25 protein-coding genes, 1 tRNA gene and 1 pseudogene are annotated in these 23,593 nt (G+C 68.5%); 12 read left to right on the forward strand and 15 right to left on the reverse strand.

The features are described 5' to 3' along the window. Window positions 1-3 precede the first annotated feature (3 nt). The 3 genes from IG196_RS27720 to IG196_RS27730 all read left to right on the forward strand — a co-directional run bounded on the left by IG196_RS27720 (window position 4) and on the right by IG196_RS27730 (window position 3,188). Window positions 4-1,047 carry a type IV pilus twitching motility protein PilT gene (locus IG196_RS27720; protein WP_056576373.1) on the forward strand — a complete coding sequence of 348 codons (1,044 nt, stop codon included), beginning with the start codon at window positions 4-6 and terminating at the stop codon, window positions 1,045-1,047. 29 nt (window positions 1,048-1,076) lie between these two features. Then, on the forward strand, window positions 1,077-2,213 hold the full coding sequence (locus tag IG196_RS27725) for a PilT/PilU family type 4a pilus ATPase (protein WP_101493812.1): 1,137 nt from the start codon (window positions 1,077-1,079) through the stop codon (window positions 2,211-2,213). A 66-nt stretch (window positions 2,214-2,279) separates the two neighbouring features. Continuing rightward, window positions 2,280-3,188: an NAD(P)-dependent oxidoreductase gene (locus IG196_RS27730; protein ID WP_192193874.1), complete on the forward strand. Its 909-nt coding sequence runs from the start codon at window positions 2,280-2,282 to the stop codon at window positions 3,186-3,188. Between the two features lie 30 nt (window positions 3,189-3,218). On the opposite strand, the gene IG196_RS27735 is transcribed toward IG196_RS27730, so the two are convergent. The 3 genes from IG196_RS27735 to IG196_RS27745 all read right to left on the reverse strand — a co-directional run bounded on the left by IG196_RS27735 (window position 3,219) and on the right by IG196_RS27745 (window position 5,106). Then, the gene (locus tag IG196_RS27735) at window positions 3,219-4,004 is read right to left on the reverse strand and encodes a BON domain-containing protein (RefSeq protein WP_180839091.1); all 786 of its coding nucleotides are present in this window, start codon (window positions 4,002-4,004) and stop codon (window positions 3,219-3,221) included. Continuing rightward, window positions 4,001-4,651 (reverse strand): SIS domain-containing protein, encoded by a 651-nt coding sequence (locus IG196_RS27740; protein WP_192193875.1) that lies wholly within the window; start codon window positions 4,649-4,651, stop codon window positions 4,001-4,003. The genes IG196_RS27735 and IG196_RS27740 overlap by 4 nt, the downstream gene beginning before the upstream one ends. 83 nt (window positions 4,652-4,734) lie before the next feature. Then, window positions 4,735-5,106 carry a YraN family protein gene (locus IG196_RS27745; RefSeq protein WP_192193876.1) on the reverse strand — a complete coding sequence of 124 codons (372 nt, stop codon included), beginning with the start codon at window positions 5,104-5,106 and terminating at the stop codon, window positions 4,735-4,737. 47 nt (window positions 5,107-5,153) lie between these two features. Between IG196_RS27745 and rsmI the strand changes: the two genes are divergently transcribed. Further along, on the forward strand, window positions 5,154-6,125 hold the full coding sequence (gene rsmI, locus IG196_RS27750) for a 16S rRNA (cytidine(1402)-2'-O)-methyltransferase (RefSeq protein ID WP_192193877.1): 972 nt from the start codon (window positions 5,154-5,156) through the stop codon (window positions 6,123-6,125). A 3-nt stretch (window positions 6,126-6,128) separates the two neighbouring features. On the opposite strand, the pseudogene IG196_RS27755 reads toward rsmI, so the two are convergent. The 4 genes and pseudogenes from IG196_RS27755 to IG196_RS27770 all read right to left on the reverse strand — a co-directional run. Continuing rightward, window positions 6,129-6,344 (reverse strand): annotated as a pseudogene (locus tag IG196_RS27755) (glutathione S-transferase family protein); the annotation flags it as partial. A 46-nt stretch (window positions 6,345-6,390) separates the two neighbouring features. After that, window positions 6,391-6,615, reverse strand: coding sequence for a hypothetical protein (locus tag IG196_RS27760; RefSeq protein ID WP_101493816.1), 225 nt, complete (start codon window positions 6,613-6,615; stop codon window positions 6,391-6,393). Window positions 6,616-6,778: 163 nt separating this feature from the next. Further along, window positions 6,779-6,853, reverse strand: a tRNA-Arg gene (locus IG196_RS27765). Window positions 6,854-6,895: 42 nt separating this feature from the next. Next, a complete protein-coding gene (locus IG196_RS27770; RefSeq protein ID WP_101493817.1) occupies window positions 6,896-7,570 on the reverse strand; it encodes a TetR family transcriptional regulator in 675 nt (224 codons plus the stop codon). Between the two features lie 179 nt (window positions 7,571-7,749). Here IG196_RS27770 and IG196_RS27775 point away from each other — a divergent pair, with 179 nt between their 5' ends. The 4 genes from IG196_RS27775 to IG196_RS27790 all read left to right on the forward strand — a co-directional run bounded on the left by IG196_RS27775 (window position 7,750) and on the right by IG196_RS27790 (window position 14,375). Next, window positions 7,750-9,057 carry an efflux RND transporter periplasmic adaptor subunit gene (locus IG196_RS27775; protein ID WP_192193878.1) on the forward strand — a complete coding sequence of 436 codons (1,308 nt, stop codon included), beginning with the start codon at window positions 7,750-7,752 and terminating at the stop codon, window positions 9,055-9,057. Window positions 9,058-9,072: 15 nt separating this feature from the next. Continuing rightward, on the forward strand, window positions 9,073-12,237 hold the full coding sequence (locus tag IG196_RS27780; RefSeq protein WP_192193879.1) for an efflux RND transporter permease subunit: 3,165 nt from the start codon (window positions 9,073-9,075) through the stop codon (window positions 12,235-12,237). Further along, on the forward strand, window positions 12,230-13,654 hold the full coding sequence (locus IG196_RS27785) for an efflux transporter outer membrane subunit (RefSeq protein ID WP_192193880.1): 1,425 nt from the start codon (window positions 12,230-12,232) through the stop codon (window positions 13,652-13,654). The genes IG196_RS27780 and IG196_RS27785 overlap by 8 nt, the downstream gene beginning before the upstream one ends. A gap of 115 nt (window positions 13,655-13,769) precedes the next feature. Beyond that, window positions 13,770-14,375 (forward strand): c-type cytochrome, encoded by a 606-nt coding sequence (locus IG196_RS27790; protein ID WP_192193881.1) that lies wholly within the window; start codon window positions 13,770-13,772, stop codon window positions 14,373-14,375. A 91-nt stretch (window positions 14,376-14,466) separates the two neighbouring features. Here the strand turns inward: IG196_RS27790 and IG196_RS27795 are convergent, their stop codons facing one another. The 4 genes from IG196_RS27795 to IG196_RS27810 form a co-directional block, all read right to left on the reverse strand. Beyond that, the gene (locus IG196_RS27795) at window positions 14,467-15,015 is read right to left on the reverse strand and encodes a DUF2946 family protein (RefSeq protein ID WP_192193882.1); all 549 of its coding nucleotides are present in this window, start codon (window positions 15,013-15,015) and stop codon (window positions 14,467-14,469) included. Further along, on the reverse strand, window positions 15,008-16,024 hold the full coding sequence (locus IG196_RS27800) for a YheT family hydrolase (protein ID WP_192197176.1): 1,017 nt from the start codon (window positions 16,022-16,024) through the stop codon (window positions 15,008-15,010). Before IG196_RS27800 ends, IG196_RS27795 begins: the two co-directional genes overlap by 8 nt. An 88-nt stretch (window positions 16,025-16,112) precedes the next feature. Further along, window positions 16,113-16,565, reverse strand: a complete 453-nt coding sequence (locus IG196_RS27805; protein WP_101493823.1) for a YybH family protein — start codon at window positions 16,563-16,565, stop codon at window positions 16,113-16,115. A gap of 52 nt (window positions 16,566-16,617) precedes the next feature. Then, the gene (locus IG196_RS27810; RefSeq protein ID WP_192193883.1) at window positions 16,618-17,421 is read right to left on the reverse strand and encodes a hypothetical protein; all 804 of its coding nucleotides are present in this window, start codon (window positions 17,419-17,421) and stop codon (window positions 16,618-16,620) included. 47 nt (window positions 17,422-17,468) lie between these two features. On the opposite strand from IG196_RS27810, the gene IG196_RS27815 reads away from it, so the two are divergent. The 4 genes from IG196_RS27815 to trxC all read left to right on the forward strand — a co-directional run bounded on the left by IG196_RS27815 (window position 17,469) and on the right by trxC (window position 20,075). Further along, window positions 17,469-18,068, forward strand: coding sequence for a LemA family protein (locus IG196_RS27815; RefSeq protein WP_192193884.1), 600 nt, complete (start codon window positions 17,469-17,471; stop codon window positions 18,066-18,068). Between the two features lie 12 nt (window positions 18,069-18,080). Next, window positions 18,081-19,028: a TPM domain-containing protein gene (locus IG196_RS27820; protein ID WP_192193885.1), complete on the forward strand. Its 948-nt coding sequence runs from the start codon at window positions 18,081-18,083 to the stop codon at window positions 19,026-19,028. 5 nt (window positions 19,029-19,033) lie between these two features. Next, window positions 19,034-19,564 (forward strand): TPM domain-containing protein, encoded by a 531-nt coding sequence (locus tag IG196_RS27825; RefSeq protein ID WP_192193886.1) that lies wholly within the window; start codon window positions 19,034-19,036, stop codon window positions 19,562-19,564. A gap of 61 nt (window positions 19,565-19,625) precedes the next feature. Next, window positions 19,626-20,075, forward strand: a complete 450-nt coding sequence (trxC, locus tag IG196_RS27830; RefSeq protein WP_192193887.1) for a thioredoxin TrxC — start codon at window positions 19,626-19,628, stop codon at window positions 20,073-20,075. 18 nt (window positions 20,076-20,093) lie between these two features. Here trxC and IG196_RS27835 read toward each other — a convergent pair whose 3' ends face one another. The 4 genes from IG196_RS27835 to IG196_RS27850 all read right to left on the reverse strand — a co-directional run bounded on the left by IG196_RS27835 (window position 20,094) and on the right by IG196_RS27850 (window position 23,575). Continuing rightward, window positions 20,094-20,624, reverse strand: a complete 531-nt coding sequence (locus IG196_RS27835) for a DUF3617 domain-containing protein (RefSeq protein WP_192193888.1) — start codon at window positions 20,622-20,624, stop codon at window positions 20,094-20,096. A 69-nt stretch (window positions 20,625-20,693) separates the two neighbouring features. Next, window positions 20,694-21,386, reverse strand: a complete 693-nt coding sequence (locus IG196_RS27840) for a phosphatase PAP2 family protein (protein WP_192193889.1) — start codon at window positions 21,384-21,386, stop codon at window positions 20,694-20,696. A 55-nt stretch (window positions 21,387-21,441) separates the two neighbouring features. After that, window positions 21,442-22,572 (reverse strand): Gfo/Idh/MocA family protein, encoded by a 1,131-nt coding sequence (locus tag IG196_RS27845; protein ID WP_192197177.1) that lies wholly within the window; start codon window positions 22,570-22,572, stop codon window positions 21,442-21,444. A 37-nt stretch (window positions 22,573-22,609) separates the two neighbouring features. Continuing rightward, window positions 22,610-23,575: a substrate-binding domain-containing protein gene (locus IG196_RS27850; protein WP_153281819.1), complete on the reverse strand. Its 966-nt coding sequence runs from the start codon at window positions 23,573-23,575 to the stop codon at window positions 22,610-22,612. Window positions 23,576-23,593 lie beyond the last annotated feature (18 nt).

Genomic DNA, 23,593 nt, shown 5'->3' on the forward strand with positions numbered 1-23,593 from the left:
CCCGTGGACATCACCCAACTGCTGGCATTCAGCGTCAAGAACAAAGCCTCCGACCTGCACCTGTCGGCCGGCCTGCCGCCGATGATCCGCGTGAACGGCGACGTGCGCCGCATCAACGTCGATGCGCTGGACCACAAGGCGGTGCATGCCATGGTGTACGACATCATGAGCGACACGCACCGCAAGCATTACGAAGAATTCCTGGAGGTCGACTTCTCGTTCGAGATCGACGGCCTCGCGCGCTTTCGCGTGAACGCCTTCAACCAGGCGCGCGGCGCGGCTGCGGTGTTTCGGACCATTCCCTCGAAGATCCTCACGCTCGAGCAGCTCAACGCCCCGAAGATTTTCGGCGAACTCGCGCTCAAGCCGCGCGGGCTGGTGCTGGTGACGGGCCCCACGGGCTCGGGCAAGTCGACCACGCTGGCGGCGATGGTGAACTACCTCAACGAAAACGAGTACGGCCACATCCTCACGGTGGAAGACCCGATCGAGTTCGTGCACGAGTCGAAGAAGTGCCTGATCAACCAGCGCGAGGTGGGGCCGATGACGCTGTCGTTCTCGAACGCACTGCGCTCCGCCCTGCGCGAAGACCCGGACGCCATTCTGGTGGGCGAGTTGCGCGACCTCGAAACCATCCGCCTCGCGATGACCGCGGCCGAAACCGGTCACCTGGTGTTCGGCACGCTGCACACCTCGTCGGCCGCCAAGACCATCGACCGGATCATCGACGTGTTCCCGGGCGAAGAAAAAGAAATGATCCGCGCCATGCTGTCTGAGTCTTTGCAAGCCGTGATCTCGCAGACGCTGTGCAAGACCAAGGACGGCCAGGGCCGCGTGGCGGCGCACGAGATCATGCTGGGCACGCCGGCCATCCGCAACCTGATCCGCGAGGCCAAGGTCGCGCAGATGTACTCCACCATCCAGACCGGCCAGGGCTCGGGCATGCAGACGCTCGACCAGAACCTGACAGAGCTGGTGCGCCGCAATACGATCTCTGCCGCCGAAGCGCGCGGCAAGGCCAAGATCCCAGAAAACTTCCCCGGCTGATTCGAACAGCCACCCGGAGCACAGACATCATGGAACGCGATCAAGCCAGCCAGTTCATCAACGACCTGCTCAAGCTCATGGTGAGCCGCAACGGCAGCGACCTTTTCATCACCGCCGACTTCCCGCCGGCCATCAAGGTCGACGGCAAGGTCACCAAGGTGTCGCAGCAGGCGCTGGGTGCGCAGCACACGCTGGCGCTCACGCGCTCGATCATGAACGACCGCCAGACGGCCGAGTTCGAGCGCACCAAGGAGTGCAACTTCGCGATCTCGCCGACCGGCATCGGCCGCTTCCGCGTGAACGCCTTCGTGCAGCAGGGCAAGGTCGGCATGGTGCTGCGGACCATTCCCGCCAAGCTGCCGACCATCGACGGGCTGGGCATGCCGCAGGTGCTCAAGGACGTGGCGATGACCAAGCGCGGCCTCACCATCCTGGTGGGCGCCACGGGCTCGGGCAAGTCGACCACGCTGGCCGCGATGGTCGATTGGCGCAACGAAAACTCGTACGGCCACATCGTCACGGTGGAAGACCCGGTCGAGTTCGTGCACCCGCACAAGAACTGCGTGGTGACGCAGCGCGAAGTGGGCATCGACACCGACAGCTGGGAAGCGGCGCTGAAGAACACGCTGCGCCAGGCGCCCGACGTGATCCTGATGGGCGAAATTCGCGACCGCGAAACGATGGAACATGCCGTGGCCTTCGCCGAAACCGGCCACCTGTGCATGGCCACGCTGCACGCCAACAGCGCCAACCAGGCGCTCGACCGCATCATCAACTTCTTCCCCGAAGAGCGCCGCGCGCAACTGCTGATGGACCTGTCGCTGAACCTGCGCTCGCTGGTGTCGCAACGGCTGGTGCCCACCGAAGACGGCCAGGGCCGCGTGGCGGCGGTCGAGATCCTGCTGAACACGCCGCTGATCTCCGACCTGATCTTCAAGGGCGAAGTCGGCGAGATCAAGGAGATCATGAAGAAGAGCCGCAACCTGGGCATGCAGACCTTCGACCAGGCGCTGTTCGACCTGTTCGAGGGCAACGCCATCAACTTCGAAGAAGCGATCCGCAACGCCGATTCGGCCAACGATCTGCGCCTGCAGATCAAGCTCAACAGCCAGCGCGCGCGCAGCACCGACCTGGCGGCCGGCACCGAGCACTTCGCGATCGTCTAAAAAGCCGCTGCGCCGGCGCACCGCGGGGCGCGCCGGCTTTCTTTCTTTGGCTTTAAGCTGTCGGCCATGAGCAGCATCAACCCCCGCACCTACGAATCCGTTCCCGCCCAGACGGTGGCCTTTCTCGGCCTCGGCGTCATGGGCGGGCCCATGGCCGGGCACCTGGCCAAGGCCGGCCACACAGTCACGGTCTACAACCGCACACTCGCCAAGTCGCAAGCCTGGGTCGCCGAGTTCGGCGCACCGGGCCACCACGCCCCCACGCCGCGCGAAGCGGCAGCCGACGCGGACATCGTGTTCTGCTGCGTCGGCAACGACGACGACCTGCGCTCGGTGGTGCTCGGCGACGACGGCGCGCTGGCCGGCATGAAGCCCGGCGCCGTGCTGGTCGACCACACCACGGCCTCGGCCGACGTGGCGCGCGAGCTCTCGAAGGCGGCGCTGGCGCGCGGCCTGCACTTCATCGATGCGCCCGTGTCGGGCGGCCAGGCGGGCGCGCAGAACGGCGCGCTCACGGTGATGTGCGGCGGCGATGCGGCGGTGTTCGAACGCATCAAGCCGGTCGCCATGGCCTTCTCGCGCGCGGTCACGCTGCTGGGCGAGAGCGGCGCGGGCCAGCTCGCGAAGATGGTCAACCAGATCGCCATCGCGGGGCTGGTGCAGGGCCTGTCGGAAGCCATCGCTTTCGGCCAGCGCGCCGGTCTCGACATGGAAGCCGTGCTCGGCGTCATCAGCAAGGGCGCGGCCCAGAGCTGGCAGATGGAGAACCGCGGCAAGACCATGATCGCCGGCAAGTTCGACTACGGCTTTGCGGTCGACTGGATGCGCAAGGACCTGGGCCTGGTGCTCGACGAAGCCAAGCGCAACGGCGCGCGCGTGCCGGTGACGGCGCTGGTCGACCAGTTCTATGCCGACGTGCAGCAGGCCGGCGGCAGGCGATGGGACACGTCGAGCCTGATCATTCGGCTCAAATGAAAAAAGCCCGCGGAAGCGGGCTTTTGTATTTCAGCGGACCGGCGTGGTGGTTGCCCCACCGGCCGGTGCGGGCAGCGGCTCCATCGGCGGCAGCGGCACGCGCGAACCCGAGGAAGCAGCTGGCGCCGAAGGTGTTGCGTTGCTGACCGGCGCGGGGCCCGTGCCGCCGCGCTGCGCGCCGGACTGGTTGGCCGCCTGGCTCGCCGCGAGGTCGGCCTCGCTCACCACCTCGACCACGCGCACGACCTTCGCCACGCCGGTCACGCCGCGCGTGATCTCGGTGGCACGGTCGGTCTCGCGCCGGGTGGCGATGCCCATCAGGTAGACCGTGCTGCGCTCGGTCACGACCTTGAAGGAGTTGGCGAAGATGTCCTTGGCGTCGAGCAGCGAGGCCTTCACCTTGCCGGTGATGTACAGGTCGTTCGAGCGGTCCTGGAAGGTGCTCGGGGCGCCGATGGTGAGTTCATTGACCACCGAGCGCACGTTGACGACGCGGCTCACCTCGTCCTCGACGCGGCGGCGGTCGGCGTCGTTGCCGACGGCGCCGGTCAGCAGCACCTGGCGGTTGAAGCTGGTGACGCTCACGTACATGTTGTCGTTGGCGATGTCGCGCACGCGGGCCGCGGCGCGCAGTTCGATGCCCTGGTCGTCGAGCTGGGCGCCCGAGCTGCGGCGGTCGGTCGCCACCATGCCCACGCCCACCATCGCCGCGCCGCCCACGACGAGCGGCACGCAGGCGGACAGGCCGGCCACCAGAGCGGCGCCGAGGGTGAGCGCCAGAGCGAAACGTTGGGTCGATGCCTTGGTCATGGTCATGAGGAAACTTCCTGTTCTCCGAGTAACTGGGCATCCACGCCGTCGCACAGGCAATGCAGCGCGAGCAGGTGGATTTCGTGAATGCGCGCCGCACGCTCGTGCGGCACGCTGATCTGGACATCGGTTTCGCGCAGCGCGCGGCCGATCGTGCCGCCTGTGCCGCCCGTGGCTGCGGCACCTGGCGCGGCCGCCGCCAAGCCGGTCGCGGCGTTGCCGAGCAGCGCCACCACCGTCATGTCGCGCTCATGCGCGGCAAGCACGGCGGCCAGCACCGCGGACGAATGCCCGCTGGCGCTGAGCACCAGCAGCACGTCGCCGGCCTGCCCGAGCGCGCGCACCTGGCGCGCGAAGCGGTCGGCATCGGCGGCCTGAGCGCTGTCAGCCGCCGGGTCGGTGGTGTCGCCGGGCAGCGCGATGGCGCCCAGCTCGGGCCGCTCGCGTTCGAAGCGGCCCACGAAATTGGAAGCGAACTGCGCGGCCAGCAAGCCCGACACGCCGGCCCCGCAGGCCAGCACCTTGCCGCCGCTGGTCACACAGGCCAGCAAGGCCTGCATCGCTTGAGAGATGGGTTTGCTGAGGACCGGGCCGGTCTGGTATTTGAGGTCGGCACTGTCAATGAAGTGCTGCTGAATCCGTTGCTCGAGCATGGGGCGCGATGATAACTGGGGGTCGTGAAACAAGACGTGAGTGGTGGAGCCTTCAGGAAGGCTTCAGTTCCCTGGCGGGTGCGTCAGCCGGCATCGAAGGCGGCCTTCAGCCAGGTGATTTTCCCCTCGATCAGCACCACGTCGAAACGGCATGGCGGCAGCGACCGCAACCGGCCCAGGTAATGCCGCGCGGCCAGCACGATGCGCCGCTGCTTGCCCGCCGTGATGCTTCCGCCCGCACCGCCGTGCGAGGCCGCGCTGCGCTGGCGCACCTCGACGAACACCAGCGTGCCGTCGCGCGGATCGCGCATGATCAGGTCGACCTCGCCGCCGCCGCGCCCCGGCGTTCGATAATTGCGCGCGACCGGCACGAGGCCGGCCCGGCGCAGGTGGTCGAGCGCGGCGTCTTCCGCCGCATCGCCGCGATGCTTCGTCGTCGTGGTGCTTGTCGTCATGGCTCCCTGCCCTGTTTTTTGTTTTCGCTGCCCTACGGAGAAACCTCTTGGCTTCACTCGCCCCTGCTTCCTTCGGCGCCGCCCTGCCGGCCGCGCACGACGCCGCGGGCGCGCAGCATTATCCGCAGGGCACGCTGTATGTCGTCGCCACGCCGATCGGCAACCTGGCCGACATCACGCTGCGCGCGCTGCATGTGCTGCAGCTGGTGGACGTGATCGCCTGCGAGGACACGCGCCACACGCAGACGCTGCTGCGCGCCTACGGCATCGACCGTCCCGGCGCTCGGCTGCTGGCGGTGCATCAGCACAACGAGGCCGAGGCCGCACAGGCCGTGGTCGCGCGGCTCGCGCAGGGCGAGCGCATCGCCTACGTGAGCGACGCCGGCACGCCCGGCGTGAGCGACCCCGGCGCGCGCTTGGCCGCCGCCGTGCGCGCGGCCGGCCAGCGCGTGCTGCCGCTGCCGGGCGCCAGCAGCGTCGTCACGCTCGTGAGCGCCGCCGGGCTCGTGGCCGACGGCGGCGAGAGCAACGCACACAACAGCAGCGCTTTCGTGTTCGCAGGCTTCCTGCCGACCAAAGCCGGCGAGCGCGACACCGCCGTGCAGGCGCTCGCGCAGGAGCCGCGCGCCGTGGTGCTGCTGGAAGCGCCGCACCGCATCGAAACCCTGGCCCGTGCACTGGCCGTGCTGCGCGAACGCCGCATCACCGTGGGCCGCGAGCTCACCAAGCAGTTCGAAGAGATCGCCACCGTGGCTGCCAGCGCGCTGCCCGACTGGTTCAGCGCCGACCGCGACCGCACGCGCGGCGAGTTCGCGATGGTGCTGCACCCCGTGGCGGTGAGCGGCGACGGCGGCGCGGAAGGCGAACGCGTGCTGCGCCTGCTGCTGGCGGAACTGCCGGTGAAGACGGCTGTGAAGCTGGCCGCAGAGATCAGCGGCGCGCCGCGCAATACGCTGTACGAGCTGGCGCTGCGCATCCGCAACGAAGCCGGCAGCGACGACGACACCGACGGCGCGTAGCCCTCAGCCGTCCAGCTCCGCATAGCGCCGAAAGATCCCGTCCTCGTTGAACGCAATACGGCGCGGGCTCTGCAGATAGTCGTGCATACGCTGGCGCCGCCGGATGTTGGCGTGCAGCTTCACGACCGCAGGCGTGTCGGCCAGCGCCCGCGCGGCGGCTTTCGGAAAGGCGTACTGCAGGCCGTCGACCAGCTGGAACAGCGACAGGTCGGCATAGGACCGGTTACGAGGGTGTCAGATCAGGCGACGAAAGCGCGCGGCCGGCTCACCAGAACTTCCACCACGGGCGCGGCGGCTGGCGCAGGGCCAGGGGGCGGGTGTCCAGGTCGGCGCTCTGGCTCGGGGGAATCGAATCGCCGAAGCGGCGGCGCATCTCGGCCTCCAGGGCATGTGCAATGCCGCGGGCCTGTTTCTCGCCGCGCAGCGCGCGCCGACGCCATTCGGCGGCGTGTGCTGCGAGGCTGGTTTCGTCCAGTTCGGAGAGCTCCATATGCGGGGAATTTTTACATGCATGCGTCCGTGTGACGGGGTGCAACGGCGTGTCACTGCCCGGTCGCGCGGATCTCCGGATCGGCCTTGTCTTGCAAGGCCAGGCCGGGTCGGGGAAGAAGTGAAAAAACCGGAAGCCCTTGCGGAATTTCCGGTCTTGAAGGTGGTCCCGCCGCCAGGAATCGAACCTGGATCTCAGCCTTCGGAGGGCCGAATTCTATCCGTTGAAATACAGCGAGAGGGGTGCTCCGGAATGCACCGGAGCCACACATTATGGCCTATCAGGCGGGGGCGGTTTCTGCGTCCTGCGCCGTCGGGACGCCACCGGCCGGCGTGCGCGGGAAACCCAGCCCGGCCAGGTAGACGCGGAAGGTGCGCCGGCCAGTGGGCACAAGGTCGAAGGCCGTGGGGTCGAGCAGCCAGTTCTGGATCAGCCCGCCGATGAGCGCGTGCATGCCCTGCGCGGCCATCGCGCCGGGCATCGGCAGCTTGATGCGGGCGCGCCGCGCGGCCAGCCGCAGGGCCTTTTCGAAATCGACCACGCAGGCGTTGCGGGCGTCGAGGTGGCGCTGCTGCACCGAGGCCATGTCATGCGTGTATTCGACCTTGTGGGTCGCGATGTCGAACACGCGCCGCACCTGCAGGTCGGTGACCATGAGCGTCAGCGCGTGGACCATGCCTTCTTCGATCTCGGCCAGCGGGTCGTCGCTGCCGCCGGGCGCCTCACTCTTGGGCGGCGTTTCCAGAGGCAGGATCACGCGCTCCATCATGGCGTTGAACAGGTCAGCCTTGTCCTTGAAGTGCCAATAGATGGCACCCCGGGTCGCGCCGGCCTGCTGCGCAATCTGCTGCAGCGTGGTCTGCGACACACCTTGCGCCTGAAACAACAGCTCCGCGGCATCGAGCAATCGATGCCGCGTTGCCAGTGCTTCTTCCTTCGTACGACGTGCCACCAAGTCTCCTGATTTGTAAAGCGAACGGCCTTTGCGTATCGTGGGGCCATTGCATGGCTGTCACTATACATCCATGAATGTATGTAAACTAGCGCGCTTCTCGGATGGCCCACCTGCCCGTGCTGGTTTACGGATCTCTCCCGCAAAAGCGCCATCTCCCGTCTTCGCATCAAAGGAATCACATGCCTCTTCTGCATGTCTCGCGTCAACCGTCCTTGTCGTTTTCGCCGCGTCTCGCGACCGTGGCCTTCGTCTCCCTCCTGTTCCTGGCCGCCTGCGGCAAGAGCGAAGCCCCGGCCGGACCGGGTGGTGGCGGCGGCGGTGCCCGTCCGGCGCCTGAGGTCGGCGTGGTGGTGGTCAAGCCCACCGACGTGGGCCTCGTGACCGAGCTGCCCGGCCGCCTCGAAGCCTCGCGCATCGCCCAGGTGCGCGCCCGCACCCCCGGCATCCTGCTCAAGCGCGAATTCCGCGAAGGCAGCGACGTGAAGGCCGGCCAGCTGCTGTTCCGCATCGACCCGGCACCGCTGGTGGCCGCCACGCAGAACGCCCAGGCCGCCCTGGCCCGCGCCGAAGCCAACGCCGTGCAGGCCAAGGCACTGGCCGACCGCTACAAGCCGCTGGTCGAGGCCAACGCCGTGAGCAAGCAGGAATACGCGACGGCCGTGGCCTCCGCCAAGACGGCCGAAGCCGACGTGGCCGCCAACCGCGCGCTGCTGCAGACCGCCAAGATCAACCAGGGCTACGCCGATGTCACGTCGCCCATCGCGGGCCGCATCGGCCGCGCGCTGGTCACCGAAGGCGCACTGGTCGGCCAGGGCGACGCCACCGAGCTGGCCGTGGTGCAGCAGATCAACCCGCTGTACGTGAACTTCACGCAGTCGGCCTCCGACGTGCTCAAGCTGCGCCGCGCTGTGGCCGCCGGCCAGTACAAGCGTGCGAGCGGCGAAGAAGCCGCGAGCATCCGCGTGGTGCTCGAAGACGGCACCGACTACGGCCAGGACGGCAAGCTGCTGTTCTCCGACCTCACGGTCGACCCGACCACGGGCCAGGTCACGCTGCGCGCCGAAATTCCGAATCCCAAGGGCGAGCTGCTGCCCGGCCTGTACGTGCGCGTGAAGCTCGAGCAGGCCCAGGTGACCAACGCCATCACGGTGCCGCAACAGGCCGTCACGCGCACCCAGCAGGGTGACCACGTGACGGTGGTCGCTGCCGACGGCAAGCTGAGCCAGCGCACCGTGAAGATCAGCGCCGCCAAGGACAACCAGTGGGTGGTGCTCGACGGCCTGAAGGCCGGCGAACAGGTGATGGTCGACGGCTTCCAGCGCCTGCAGATGATGCCGCCCGGCACGCCCGTGAAGGCGGTGCCGTGGCAGAAGCCGGCGCCGAACGGCGCGGCCGCCCCCGCGGCTGCTGCACCCGCGGCACCGGCAGCGTCTGCTGCCGCGGCACCCGCCGCCAGCCCGGCTTCGGCCCCGGCTGACAAGAAGTAATCAGGAGCGCCTCGCATGGCCAAATTCTTTATCGACCGACCGATCTTCGCGTGGGTGATCGCACTGTTCATCATCGTGATGGGCAGCGTCGCCGTCACACAACTGCCGATCTCGCAGTACCCGCCAGTGGCGCCCCCGGCCATCGTGATCAACGTCGCCTACCCCGGTGCGTCCGCGCAAACGCTCGAGGACAGCGTGCTGTCCGTGATCGAGCGCGAAATGAACGGCTCGCCCGGCCTGATCTACATGGAATCGGTGGCCCAGGCCGACGGCACCGGCGCCATCACCATCAGCTTCGAGGCCGGTACCAACGAAGACCTCGCGCAGGTGGACGTGCAGAACCGGCTGGCGCGCGCCACGCCGCGGCTGCCCTCCGCGGTGACGCAGCAAGGCGTGCGCGTCGACAAGTCGCGCAACAACTTCCTGCTGTTCGCGATGCTGTCCTCGGACAACCCCGACTTCGATCCGGTGGCGCTCGGTGACTATGCCGCGCGCAACATCGTGCCGGAACTGCAGCGGATCGACGGTGTGGGCCAGGCCCAGCTGTTCGGCTCCGAGAACGCGATGCGCATCTGGATCGACCCGGCGAAGCTGCAAGGCTTCAACCTGTCGGCCAGCGACGTCAACGCTGCGATCCGCGCGCAGAACGCCCAGGTGGCTTCGGGCACGCTCGGCGACCTGCCGAACATTCCCGGCCAGGCGATCTCCGCCACGGTGACGGTGAACGGCCAGCTCAACAGCGTCGAGCAGTTCCAGAACATCGTGCTGCGCGCCAACACCGACGGCTCGACCGTGCGCCTCAAAGACGTGGCGCGCGTCGAACTCGGCGGCCAGAACTACGCCACCTCCGCGCGCCTGAACGGCGTGCCGGCGGTCGGTATCGGTGTGCAGCCCACGCCGACCGGCAACGCGCTGAAGTCGGCCAAGGCCGTGCGCGCCAAGATGGCCGAGCTGGAGCGCTACTTCCCCAAGGGCGTGAAGTGGGACATTCCGTACGACAGCTCGCGCTTCGTGCAGATCTCGATCACCGAAGTGGTGAAGACGCTGTTCGAAGCCATCGCGCTGGTGTTCCTGGTGATGTTCCTGTTCCTGCAGAACTGGCGCTACACGATCATCCCGACGATCGTGGTGCCGATCGCGCTGCTGGGCACCTTTGCCACGCTGCTCGCGCTGGGCTTCTCGATCAACGTGCTCACCATGTTCGGCATGGTGCTGGTGATCGGTATCGTGGTGGACGACGCCATCGTGGTGGTGGAGAACGTCGAGCGCATCATGAGCGAAGAGGGGCTCTCGCCGCTCGAGGCCACACGCAAGGCCATGCAGCAGATCTCGGGCGCCATCATCGGCGTGACCGTGGTGCTGATCTCGGTGTTCGTGCCGCTGGCCTTCTTCGCGGGCTCGACCGGCAACATCTACCGCCAGTTCTCGGCGGTGATGGTGGCCTCGATCGGCTTCTCGGCCTTCCTGGCGCTGTCGCTCACGCCAGCGCTGTGCGCCACGCTGCTCAAGCCGGTGGAAGCGGGCCATCACCACGAGAAGCGCGGCTTCTTCGGCTGGTTCAACCGCGGCTTCTCGCGCACGGCCAAGGGCTACGAAGGCGTGGTCGCGCGCATCCTGCGCCGCAGCGCGCGCTACCTCGTGATCTATGCCGCGATCATCGGCGCCGTCGCGTACCTGTATTCGCACCTGCCGAGCTCGTTCCTGCCGCAGGAAGACCAGGGCAACATCATCGTGAACGTGCAGTTGCCCCCGGGCGCGACGCAAGAGCGTTCGCTGTCGGTGATGCAGCAGGTCGAAGGCTTCATCCTGAAGCAGCCTGAAGTGCAGAGCATCGTGAGCGTGATGGGTTTCAGCTTCTCGGGACAAGGCCAGAACGCGGGCCTCGCCTTCGTGACGCTGAAGGACTGGGACGAGCGCAAGGATCCGGCGAACTCTGCCGACGCACTCGCCGGCCGGGCCTTCGGCGCACTCTCAGGCATCCGCGACGCCTTCATCTACCCGCTGAGCCCGCCACCGATTCCCGAACTGGGCAACGCCAGCGGCTTCAGCTTCCGGCTGCAGGACCGCTCGGGCGCAGGCCACGAGGCGCTGATCAACGCGCGCAACCAGCTGCTGGGCATGGCCGGGCAGAGCAAGATCCTCGCGCAGGTGCGCCCCGACGGCCTGGAAGACGCGCCGCAGCTGGAGATCGACATCGACCGCGACAAGGCGAACGCACTGGGCGTGACCTTCGATGCGATCAACGCCACGCTGTCGACCGCATTGGGTTCGAGCTACATCAACGACTTCCCGAACCGTGGCCGCCTGCAGCGTGTGGTCGTGCAGGCTGACGCACCGGCACGGATGCAGCCTGACGATCTGCTCAAGCTCAACGCAAGCAACGCGCAAGGCAAGCCCGTGCCGTTCGGCGCCTTCGCGACCACCAAGTGGGTCTCTGGCGCCACGCAGACGGTGCGCTACAACGGCTACCCCGCCATCCGCATCAGCGGCGACGCGGCGCCGGGCCAAAGCACGGGTGCCGCCATGGCCGAGATGGAAAAGCTCGCCAGCCAGCTGCCGCAAGGCTTCGGCTTCGAGTGGACCGGCCAGTCGCGCGAAGAAAAGCTCGCCGGCTCGCAGGCCATGATCCTGTACGGCTTCGCGATCCTGGCGGTGTTCCTCTGCCTGGCCGCGCTGTACGAGAGCTGGTCGATCCCGCTGTCGGTGATCCTGGTGGTGCCGCTGGGCGTGCTGGGCGTACTCGTGGCGACGATGCTGCGCGCCTATTCCAACGACGTGTACTTCCAGGTGGGCCTGATCACGATCATCGGCTTGTCCGCGAAGAACGCGATTCTGATCATCGAGTTCGCGAAAGACCTGCAGGCGCAGGGCCGCGGCGCGATCGAGGCCGCACTCGAGGCTGCGCACCTGCGGTTCCGTCCCATCATCATGACCTCGCTGGCCTTCGGCCTGGGCGTGGTACCGCTGGTCACGGCGTCGGGCGCAGGCTCGGCCAGCCAGCGCGCCATCGGCACCGGCGTGCTGGGCGGCATGGTGACCGGTACGGTCCTGGCCGTGATCTTCGTGCCTGTGTTCTTCGTGGTGATCCGCACCCTGTTCAAGGGCAGCGCGCGCCAGCACGAAGCCGACAAGCGGCACGCGACCGCGGCCGGCATCACGGGAGACCAAACACATGACTAAGAAACCTCTGATTCCTACCGTGCTGGCGGCGGCGATGCTGCTGGCAGGCTGCTCGCTGATCCCGACCTACGAGCGCCCCGCGGCGCCGGTGCCGACCACCTTCCCGGGTGACCCGGCGCAGCCGTCGGGCCAGGCCGCGGCCGCCCTGCCCTGGCAGGACTTCTTCACCGACCCGCGCCTGTCGGGCCTCATCCAGACGGCGCTGGCGAACAACCGCGACCTGCGCGTGTCGGTGCTCAACATCGAGCAGGCACGTGCGCAGTTCCAGATCGAACGCTCGGCGCTGTTCCCGGCGCTCGGCCTCACGGGATCGGGCTCGCGCTCGAGCCCCAACGCCTACCAGGCAATCGATCCGACGCAGGGCAGCGTGTCCTCGCAGTACAGCGTCAACTTCGGCTTCACCGCGTGGGAGCTCGACTTCTTCGGCCGCATCCGCGCGCTGAAAGACCAGGCGCTGTCGCAGTACCTGGCCACCGAAGAGTCGCGCAAGGCTGCGCAGATCAGCCTGATCGCGGCCGTGGCCAGCGGCTGGCTCACGCTGCTGGCCGACGACGAGCTGCTCGAGATCACGCGCCAGACCATGGTCACGCGCGACGAGTCGGTGCGCCTGACCAAGCTGCGCTTCGACAACGGCGTGTCGTCCGAGATCGACTTCCAGGCCGCGAACTCGCAGGCCGAGACCGCACGCGCCGCCTATGCGCAGCAGCAGCGCGCCCGCCTGCAGGACGAGAACGCGCTCGCGCTGTTGCTCGGTGCGCCGGTGCCGGCCGAGGCCACCGCCGGTGGCGCCAAGGGACTCGCGGGCATCCGCCCGATGCCCGACGTGCCGGCCGGCCTGCCCTCCGACCTGCTGACCGAGCGGCCCGACATCCGCGCGGCCGAACAGCAGCTGATTGCGGCCAACGCCAACATCGGTGCAGCGCGCGCGAACTTCTTCCCGCGCGTGTCGTTGACGAGTTCCATCGGCACCGCGAGCAGCGAGTTCTCGAACCTGTTCGACCGCGGCACCAAGGCCTGGAGCTTCGCGCCCACAGTCACGCTGCCGATCTTCGATGCGGGCCGCAACATCGCGGGGCTCAACTCGGCCAAGGCCGGGCGCGAGATTGCCGTGGCGCAGTACGAGAAGTCGGTCCAGACCGCCTTCCGCGAAGTGGCCGATGCACTCGCAGGCCGCGCCACGCTGGGCGAGCAGGCACGCGCGCAAACCGCGCAGGCCGACGCCGAAGCGGTGCGCTACAAGCTCTCCGACCTGCGCTACCGCAACGGCATCGCCAGCGCGCTCGACCTGCTCGACGCACAGCGTTCGCTGTTCACGGCGCAGCAATCGGCAGTGGCCACGCGCCTGCTGCAGCTGCAGAACCAGGTCACGCTGTACAAGACGCTGGGTGGCGGCTGGGCCACACGCAACAACGGTTGAGACACCTGCGCGTCCGATATGGAGAGGTCAATTGCCCGGACGGGCAAAGGGCCTCTCTATAATCGCCGGTTGGTTAGAAAAAGCCCCCGACGAGCCCCCCGTTATTGAGGACGCCATGAGCGCAGACCCGCACAACCAGGCCACAGAAGAAGCCCATACCGGCCCGATCAAGAACCCGAAGCAACTGCTGCTCGCGGTATTTTTCTCTTTCATCATTCCGATCCTGATCATCGTGGGCCTCGTGTCCTATGTGGTCTCGGGCACCAAGCCCGCCGGTACCGCAGAGGGCGACAGCATGTCGCTCTACGGCGTGACCAAGGAATCGCGCGATCGTGAAGTGGCCGAGCGACTGAAGAAGGTCGGCTCCATCGAGATCCGTGACGCCAACCGGCCGCTGGCCGCTGGCGACGCCGTGTTCAAGGCCCAGTGCGTGGCCTGCCACGGCGCACCCGGCATCCCCGGCGCCCCGCACCTGAACGACGCAGCAGCCTGGGGCCCGCGCATCGGCCAGGGCTACGCAACGCTGCTCGAGCACGCGCTCAAGGGCAAGGGCGCGATGCCCGCCCAGGGCGGCGGCGACTTCGAAGACATCGAAATCGGCCGTGCCGTGGTCTACCTGGCGAACGCCGGTGGCGCCAAGTTCCCGGTGCCGGACCGTCCGGCAGCGGCTGCCGCGCCGGCCGAAGGTGCTTCGGCTGCGGCCAGCGCACCTGCCAAGTAAGCGATCGACGGCGCCCTGCGCCCATGAAAAAACCGGCCTGCAAGCCGGTTTTTTTACGCCCGGACGATCCGGAATGCTATCTTTTCAATAGCTACGCAGCCGCGCCGTCATGGCGCTCCGCCGGGCTCAGCACATGGCCGAAGCGCCCCGGCAGGTCGGCCGCCTGCACCGGCTCCGGCGTCCAGAGTCCTTGCTCGATCGCTTCGGCGGCGATGCCCACGTCCTGCGTGTGCACCAGCCCGAGCCCCGCCGGCGCGACCAGATAGAGCCGGCCCTCCTCGTCGAGCAGGCAACCGGTCACCTCGGCCGGCGCGCTCGTGTGGGCCGCGACCGAGAAGCCGCCGGCCGCCTCTTGCGCCACGCGCCACACCAGCGGCGCCGCCTCCAGCTCGACATACACGCGCTGCGGTCCGTTCTGGAAGAACCACTGGCCGTCGGCGTCGTGCTCGTAGTTGCGGTGAATGAAGTCGATCAGCTTGTCGTGACGCAGCATCGAGCCCTTGGCGCTGCGGAACGGGCCCTGCGCCTGCGTGCGGTCGTCGCGCATGTACCAGTTGCCGCGCGCGTCCAGGCCCAGCCAGCCGTAGCAGTGCGGCACGTTCGGCCACTTGGCCAAGGCTTGTTTGACGATGTCATCCATGGGCCGTATTTTGCGCGCGCACCGACGAGAGGTGGTAGGCCAACCACCCGCCGACGCTCTCGGGCATCCCACCCACATGCCCCGGCGGCAGGCCGAGCGGAAAACCCACATGCCCGCCGCCCGCGGGCTGCCACAGCGTGACGTGCGATCCCACCTCGTTCGGCCCCGGCAGGCTGCGGGCCGGAATGAACGGATCGTTGCGGGCGTTCACCACCAGCGCGGGCACACGGATCGCACCCAGCAGCGGCTTGGACGAGCCGCGCGCCCAGTAGTCGTCGGTGTTGCGAAAGCCGTGCAGCGGCGCCGTGAACACGTCGTCGAAATCGTAGAGATCGCGCGCCGCCATCAGCCGGTCGCGGTCGAACAGGCCCGGGAACTGCGCCAGCTTGGCCAGCGCCTTGGGCTTCATGGTCGCGAGGAACATGCGCGTGTAGACCAGCCGGTTGAAGCCGCGCCCGATCGCCTCGCCGCCCGCCGCGAGGTCGAGCGGCGCGCACACCGACGCCACCGCATCGACCGAGGCGCGCGCGGTCTCGCCTGCCTCGCAGGCCCAGCGCAGCAGCGCATTGCCGCCCAGCGAGACGCCCGCCGCCAGCACTGGCCCGCCGCCGCCCTGCACCACGTGCTGTGCGTGCATGCGTCGCAGGATCCAGTCGATCTCCTCGTAATCGCCCGAGTGGTAGGCGCGCGGCGCGAGGTTCAGCTCGCCGCTGCAGCCGCGAAAGTGCGGCACCGCGAAGGCCATGCCGCGCGACGCGGCAAAGGCCGCGAAGGCCTCGGCGTAATGGCTGCGCGACGAACCCTCGAGCCCGTGGAACAGCACCAGCAGCGGCTGCGGACCGGGCTGCGGCGCATCGGCGAAGTCGACGTCGACAAAATCGCCGTCCGGCGCGGTCCAGCGCTCACGGCGGTACACCGGCGCCGGCCCGTCGAAGCGGCGCGCCCCGAGCGCGGCCCAGATGGTCTGCAGGTTGCCGCCGGGCAGCCAGCGCGGCGCGGTGTAGCCCATCGCTTCGTGCACGTCGTGCGCAGTGGGCGACGCAGAAGTCGGTGAAAAAGAGGAAGAAGGAAAGGGAGAGGCCATCGCTCAGAGGGCTTCAGTGCAGAACCTGCGGCGGATCGTTCGCGTCGTCCGGCTCGCGCGCGCTGCCCGGGCTCGCGTGGTGCGCCACCATGCGCCAGCCCTGCGCGGTCTTGTGATAGACGTTGGTGGCCAGCACGAAGGCATGGCGCGGGCCCTCGGCCGTGAGCACCTCGATGCGCTCCAGCACGTTGTGCACGGCACTCGCGAGCGACTCGATCTTGCGCACGCGCGCCGGCGTCGCATGGATGGCGCCGTTGCCGAACATCTGCTCAAAGGCCGCGCGGATCGCCACCGCGCCCACCAGCCGCGGGCCGCCGGGGTGGACGCAGAACACCTCGTCCTCGTCGGCCCAGCAGGCCATCAGCGCATCGACATCGCCGCGTTGCAGCGCTTCGTAGAAAGCGGCCTCGACATCGTCGGCAGTGCCGCCGATGGCCGCGGCGGCGCGGAAAGGGGTCTTGGGCATGGCGGTGAAGGGCGAGAGCGAAGGGGGTAGACCGGATTTTGCCCTGCCCATGTCACGGCCATGTGGCAGCGGGTGATGGGGCAGTGGGTACCTCGGGGGCCGACGCGGGAATGAGCCACGCGCGCGCCGCCGCCTCGGTGGCGCCCTGCGCGGCCTGCCAGACCATCTCGGGCGCGGCCACGTGCACACCGGGCGGCGCCACGCGCAGCGCGAGGTCGACCAGCTCGGCCATCTTGGACGCGCGCACCGGCTGCTCGTTGGCCGGCACCATGAACCGCATGATCGACAGCATCCAGGCCGCCAGCCGCTCGCCCATGTTGGCCAGGCGCACGGCGGTGGGCTTGCGCGCCGAGCGCAGCAGGATCACGCGCTCGAAGCCGCAGGCGACCACGGCCTGCTCGTCGAGGCTGGCCAGCCCGCGCTTGAGCGCCTCGGGCAGCCGGCCGCGGTCGTGCGGCTGCACGATGGCCAGCGTGCGCACGCCGCTGGCGCGCAGCCAGCGCGCCAGTTCGGGCAGGTCGGCGGGCTCGGGGTGCCACAGCGCGCGCTCGCGGCCGTGGTACAGGCGCGGTGGGTCGAAGGCGACCACCGCAACATCGGCCGCCACCGGCGGCCACTGCGCGATCGGCAGCGCCGGGCACTGCACGGTCTCGACGCCGGGCAGCCCGTCGTGCATCGGTTCGCGCGCCAGCACGCGCGTGCGGCGAAAGCGGTGGCGGCCCGCGAGCCGGTGCAGCAACTCCTGCCCGAGCGCGCCGGTCGCGCCCGCAATCAGCAGCGTGCCGACGGGCGGCGCGGCAACGGTCGGCACCGCGCGGTTCGCGGCTTGCAGGGCGTGGAGCGGATCGAGGGCCATGACCCCGTCTATGCTAACTTCGGCCTTCTTCTGCGGAGGTAATGCAAATGATGATGAAGCGCTGGTTCCTGATTCTCGCGGCCGTCCTGTCCCTCAGCGGATGCGGCTACAACGACTTCCAATCCCTCGACGAGGCCAGCAAGTCGGCCTGGAGCGAAGTCCTCAACCAGTACCAGCGGCGTGCCGACCTCGTGCCGAACATCGTCGCCACCGTGAAGGGCGAGGCCAGCTTCGAGCAGGACACGCTCACCAAGGTGATCGAGGCGCGCGCCAAAGCCACCTCGATCCAGGTGACGCCCGAGACGCTCAACAACCCCGAGGCCTTCAACAAGTTCCAGCAGGCGCAGGGCGAGCTCTCGTCGGCGCTGTCGCGCCTGATGGTGGTGGCCGAACGCTACCCCGACCTCAAGGCCAACCAGGCTTTCCGCGACCTGCGCGTGACGCTCGAGGGCACCGAGAACCGCATCACCGTGGCGCGCAACCGCTACATCGAGAGCGTGCAGGAGTACAACGTGCTCGCGCGCAGCTTTCCGACCAACCTCACGGCCATGGTCTTCAGCTACAAGCCCAAGGCAAACTTCTCGGTGCAGAACGAAGCCCAGATCTCGACGCCGCCCACGGTCGATTTCGGCACGCCGAAGAAGTAAGAAGCGGCGCCGATGGCCGCTGCCCTGATCCGCCGCGCACTGGCTGCACTCTTCGTCGCGGCCCTTGCATGGGCCGGCCTGCCCGCGCTGGCGCAAAGCCTGCTGCCGATCCCCGCGCTCACCGCGCGCGTGATCGACCAGACCACCACGCTCGACGCCGCGCAGCGCTCGGGCCTCGAGACCAAGCTCGCGGCCTTCGAGCAGCGCAAGGGCTCGCAGATCGTGGTGCTGATGGTGCCGAGCACGGCGCCCGAAGACATCGCGAGCTACACGCAGCGCGTGGGCGACACCTGGAAAATCGGTCGCAAGGGCGTGGGCGACGGCCTCCTCGTGATCGTCGCCAAGGACGATCGCAAGATGCGCATCGCCACCGCCAAGACGCTCGAAGGCGTGGTGCCCGACCTCGCGGCCGTGCGCATCATCGACGAGGAGATGAAGCCGCGCTTTCGCAACAACGACTTCGCGGGCGGCCTCAACGCGGCGGTCGACCGGCTCATCGGGCTGGTCGACGGCGAGCCGCTGCCCGAGCCTTCACGCAGCAGCAGCAGCAGCGGCTCAAGCAGCAACGACGGCTTCGACTGGGAGAACCTCGCGATCTTCCTGTTCGTCGGTGTCTTCGTCGGCGCGCCGATCGCGCGCGCCATCCTGGGCAAGACCATGGGCTCGGTCGCCATGGGCGGCGGCATCGGCGTGGTCGCGTTCTTTCTCACGACCAGCACGGTCATCGCGGTGATTGCCGGGATGGTCGCACTCATGGTGTCGCTGTTCTCCGGCCTCGCCGGGTTTGGTCCCGGCCGCGGCGGCAGAGGTGGCGGCGGCAGAGGTGGCGGCGGCGGGGGTGGCTGGAGCGGCGGTGGTGGAGGCGGTGGCTGGGGCGGAGGCGGCGGGGGTGGCGGCGGAGGTTTCAGCTCCGGCGGCGGTGGCAATTTCGGCGGCGGCGGCGCTTCGGGAGACTGGTGAGAAACATGGCAACTGCAGATCCCACGTTCTTCTCGAAGCTGGGCCGCATCTGGCGGCATCTCTGGACCGACGAAGCCGCGGTGCGCCGCGTGCTGCCGACCGACGCAATGGAGCGCCTGGCCGGCCGCGTGGCGGCGAGCGAGCGGCGCCACAGCGGCGAGGTCCGCATCTGCGTCGAAGCCGGCCTGCCGATGTCGTATCTGTGGCGCCACGCGTCGCCCCGCGAGCGCGCCGTCGCGATGTTCGGCAAGCTGCGCGTGTGGGACACCGCACACAACAACGGCGTGCTGATCTACCTGCTGCTGGCCGAGCACGCCATCGAGATCGTGGCCGACCGCGGCATCGACGCGCACGTGGGCAGCGCCGAATGGGCCGCCATGACGCTGCGCATGGGCGTGGCCTTCCGCGAAGGCCGCTTCGAAGACGGCATCACGCTGGCGCTGGAAGAGGTGTCGGCACTGCTGATGACCCACTTCCCGCTGGCCGACGACCAGCCCGACACCAACGAGTTGCCCGACGCGCCCGTGGTGCTCTGAGGCCCGGCGCCCTGCGCGCCCGTGCCTTGCAATTCGCGCACACGGCCCCTATTTTTCGGGCATGACCGAATCCGAATCGCTGCACATCGTCTGCCCGCACTGCCACACGACCAACCGGGTGCGCACGGTGCAACTGGGCAGCGCGCCCGACTGCGGCAGCTGCCACCGCCCGCTATTCACCGGCCATTCCACCGCGCTGCCCGACGTGGCCACCTTCGACCGCCACATCGCGCGCAACGAGATTCCGGTGCTGGTCGATTTCTGGGCGCCCTGGTGCGGCCCGTGCCGCCAGATGGCGCCGGCCTACGAGCAGGCGGCGGCCCAGCTCGAACCGCAGGTGCGGCTGGCCAAGGTCGACACCGAGGCGGTGCAGGCGCTGGGCGCGCGCTTCAACATCCGCAGCATTCCGACGCTGGCGCTGTTCAAGGGCGGCCGCGAGGTCGCGCGGCAGGCCGGCGCGATGGGCGCGGCCGACATCGTGCGCTGGGTCAAGGCCAACGGCGCGGGCTGATCCGACAACCGGCGGCGCTCACTTGCGCGGCGGCATCTTCGCCATCGCGTCGAGCATGTTCATCTTCATGCCGTTGCCCATGACCATGTCGCCCGGCTTCTGGCCCGGCTTGCAGGGGCCGACCCATTTGGCGTCGATCACGCTCGTGCCTTCGGTGCGGCCCATCAGCGGCGGGCTGTAGGTCGACTTGCTTTCCACGCGGTAGGCGCTGCTGAAGTCGCCGCTCATCACGGCGCGCGAGGTCGCGGTGGTCGGGCCGATCTTGCAGACCGAGTCGATGACCAGCTTCACGCCTTCGAGGCGCAGGTCCTGCTTGGAGCACATGTCCTTGCCCATGCCCTGGCCCATTTCGCGCATCGCCCTGTCGGTGGCCGCGTCGATGCATTGCTGGATCGTCTGGCCCGGCGTCTTGGCCGCGGCCGCGCCGCCCTCGCCGGTCTGGATTTCCCACAGGCCCGCCTTGCGCGCGGGGTAGTCGATGGCGAACGCGGGGCCGGCCAGGAGGCAGGCTGCGGTAGCGGCGGCGATGAAGCGCAGGCGGAAGGTCATGGCGGGCTCGGTGAACGGCGATGCCGCTTTGTACCGTCGGCGCCTGCGCGGCGGAATACCGCGATCGGTCTACGCCGCGACCGGCGCCAGGGCTGCCGATGGGCGCTCGCGCAACGCGAAGCCCATCGCCAGGCCGAGCCCGAGGCCGCCGAGCACATCGATCAGCACATGCTGGCGCACGGCCATCGTCGAGTACACGATGGCCACGGCCCAGATGACATTGAGCAGCCGCAGCCAGCCCGGCGCGCCGGCCTCGCGCAGCTGCCGCACCAGCACAAGGCAGGCGAACACCGAGAACGACACGTGCAATGACGGAAAGGCGTTGCCCGCCGCATCGAAGGTCTTGAGAAAATGCAGCGACGAGCCCGGCACCGCATCGATCACGAAGTTCGGGATCGCCGTGGGCATCCACCAGAACACGGCCAATGCGATCGCCGTCATCACGGCGCAGCCGATCGCGATGGTGTTCAGCTCGCGCCGGTCCTTGGCCAGCAGCACCGGCAGCGCGATGTAGGCCCACAGCGTGAGGTACACCGGCAGCATCGCCGGCCAGAACGCGATCAGCCGGTCGATGGCCGTGAGCGGCAACACCCACGCCGGCCCGGCGTGGTGCATGACCCAGAAGTACAGCGGAAAGAAGCCCAGCGTGGCGACGGTGTTGCCGGCCAGCTTGAGCAGCCACAGCGTCCGGCAGCGCTGCCAGAGGGCGCGCGGCCATGGCAGTGGCGAAGAGGCGTCGAAAGATGAGGAGGAGTGCGTCATGGTGGCCGCTGGTGCCACGCCTTGCCCCGCATGGATCAACGGGGCCTGTGCGCAGCTACCAGGGCGTCCACTTTAATTCGCTGGCGGCCGATGCCACCGTGCGTTCGATGAAACGCACGCCGCGCGCACCGTCTTCCACGCGCGGATAGTCCGCCGCGAGCGGATCGGCCATCTGGCCTGCAAGCCGCGCGCGGATGTCCGCTGCCACGCCCGCATAGACGTTCGCAAATGCCTCGATGAAACCTTCGGGATGGCCGGCCGGCAGGCGACTGGCGCGCCGTGCCGACTCGCACAGCCAGGGCGCGCCGCGCGTGAGCAGGCGCCGGGGCCCGTCGTGCGGCAGGTGCACGAGCTGGCTCGGCTGTTCCTGGCGCCATTCGAGCGTGCCCAGCGTGCCGGAGACGCGCAGGCGCAGGTCGTTCTCCAGCCCGGTGTTGATCTGCGAGGCCACCAGCACGCCGCGCGCGCCGCCCTGGAAGCGCAGCAGCAGGCTGCCGTCGTCGTCGAGCATGCGGCCCGGCACCAGCGCGCTGAGGTCGGCGCACAGGCTTTCGATGTCGAGGCCGGTGACGGTGGCGACGAGGTTCTCGGCATGCGAGCCGATGTCGCCGATGGCGCCGGCCGCGCCGCTGCGTGCGGGGTCGGTGCGCCAGTCGGCCTGCTTGTTGCCGCCCGCGGCTTCCACATGGCTGGCGAGCCAGCCCTGGTTGTATTCGACGACGACCTTGCGGACCTCGCCGATCTCGCCCGAGCGCACCATCTCGCGCGCCTGCCGCACCATCGGGTAGCCGGTGTAGTTGTAGGTGACGCCGAACACCGTGCCCTGCTTCGCCACGGTGGTGACCAGCGCGTCAGCCTGGTCGCGCGTGTGCACCAGCGGCTTGTCGCACACCACGTGAAAGCCGGCTTCCGCGAAGGCTTGCGCCACGGGGTAGTGCACGTGGTTGGGCGTGACGATCGAGACGAAATCGATGCGCTCACCGGCCGGGCGCTCGAGCTCGTCGGCCAGCAGCGCCTGCCAGTCGCCGTGGTTGCGGTCGTCGGCCAGGCCGAGGTCGCGGCCCGAGGCGCGCGCCTTGTCCGGGCTCGACGACAGCGCGCCGGCGACCAGCGCGATCTGGCCGTCGAGCGCCATGGCCTTGCGGTGCACGGCGCCGATGAAGGCGTCGCGACCGCCGCCGACCATGGCGCAGCGCAGGGGACGTGAAGCGATCTCGGTCACCTTAGAACGGCGAGTTGGGGTGGTAGAAGTCCTTCGCGTTTTCCTTCGTGATCAGCACCGACGGAATGATCGTCGTCGCCGGCAGCTTCTCGCCCTTCAGGCGCGCTTCGGCCGTGAGCTTGATCGCGTCGTAGATGAACTTGGGCGAGTAGCTCACGTCGGCACCGATGCGCTTGTCCTTGCCGTCCATGATGGTCTTGACCATGTCCTTGGCGCCGGCGCCGCCGAACACGATCTTGATGTCGTCGCGCTTGGCCTGCGAGATGGCCTTGAGCACGCCCACGGCCATGTCGTCGTCGGCGGCCCAGATGGCGTCGATCTGCTTGAAGCGCGTCAGGTAGTCCTGCGTGACCTTGAAGGCGTCGTCGCGGTTCCAGTTGGCGTACTTGGCGTCGAGCAGCTTGATGTCGGGGCTGCCCTTGAGCACCGCGTTGAAGGCGTCCATGCGTTCGTTGTCGAGCGTGGTCGCGATGCCGCGCAGCGCCACCACATTGCCCTTGCCGCCGAGCTGCTTCACGATGTACTCGGCCGGGATCTTGCCGAAGGCCGTGTTGTCGCCCGCCACGTAAGCGTCTTGCGCGCTGGTGTCGGTGAGGCCGCGGTCGACCACGGTGACGTACGCGCCCTTGGCCTTGACCTGCGCGACCGGCTTGGTCAGTGCGGCCGATTCAAAGGGGAACACGACGAGCGCGTTGATCTTGGTGACCGTCGACAGGTCTTGCAGCTGGTTGGCCTGCTCGGGCGCGTTGGCTGCGGTCTTGATCGTGATCTTCAGGTCCTTGTGCTGCTTCTCGAGGTCCTTCTTCGCCTGGTTGGCCCAGTAGTTGATGCCGCCCATGAAGCTGTGCGTGGCCGCGGGAATCGACACGCCGAGGTTGACCTTTTCCGCGGCAAGCGCGGGCAGGCTGGCGGCGAACGCTGCGGTGGCAACCGCCGTGAGCGCGAGGCGTCGGGTGAAAGTCGTCATGCTGGATGTCTCCTCTTT

Source organism: Variovorax sp. 38R, assembly GCF_014843395.1.
In the GTDB taxonomy this organism is placed as follows: domain Bacteria; phylum Pseudomonadota; class Gammaproteobacteria; order Burkholderiales; family Burkholderiaceae_C; genus Variovorax; species Variovorax paradoxus_H.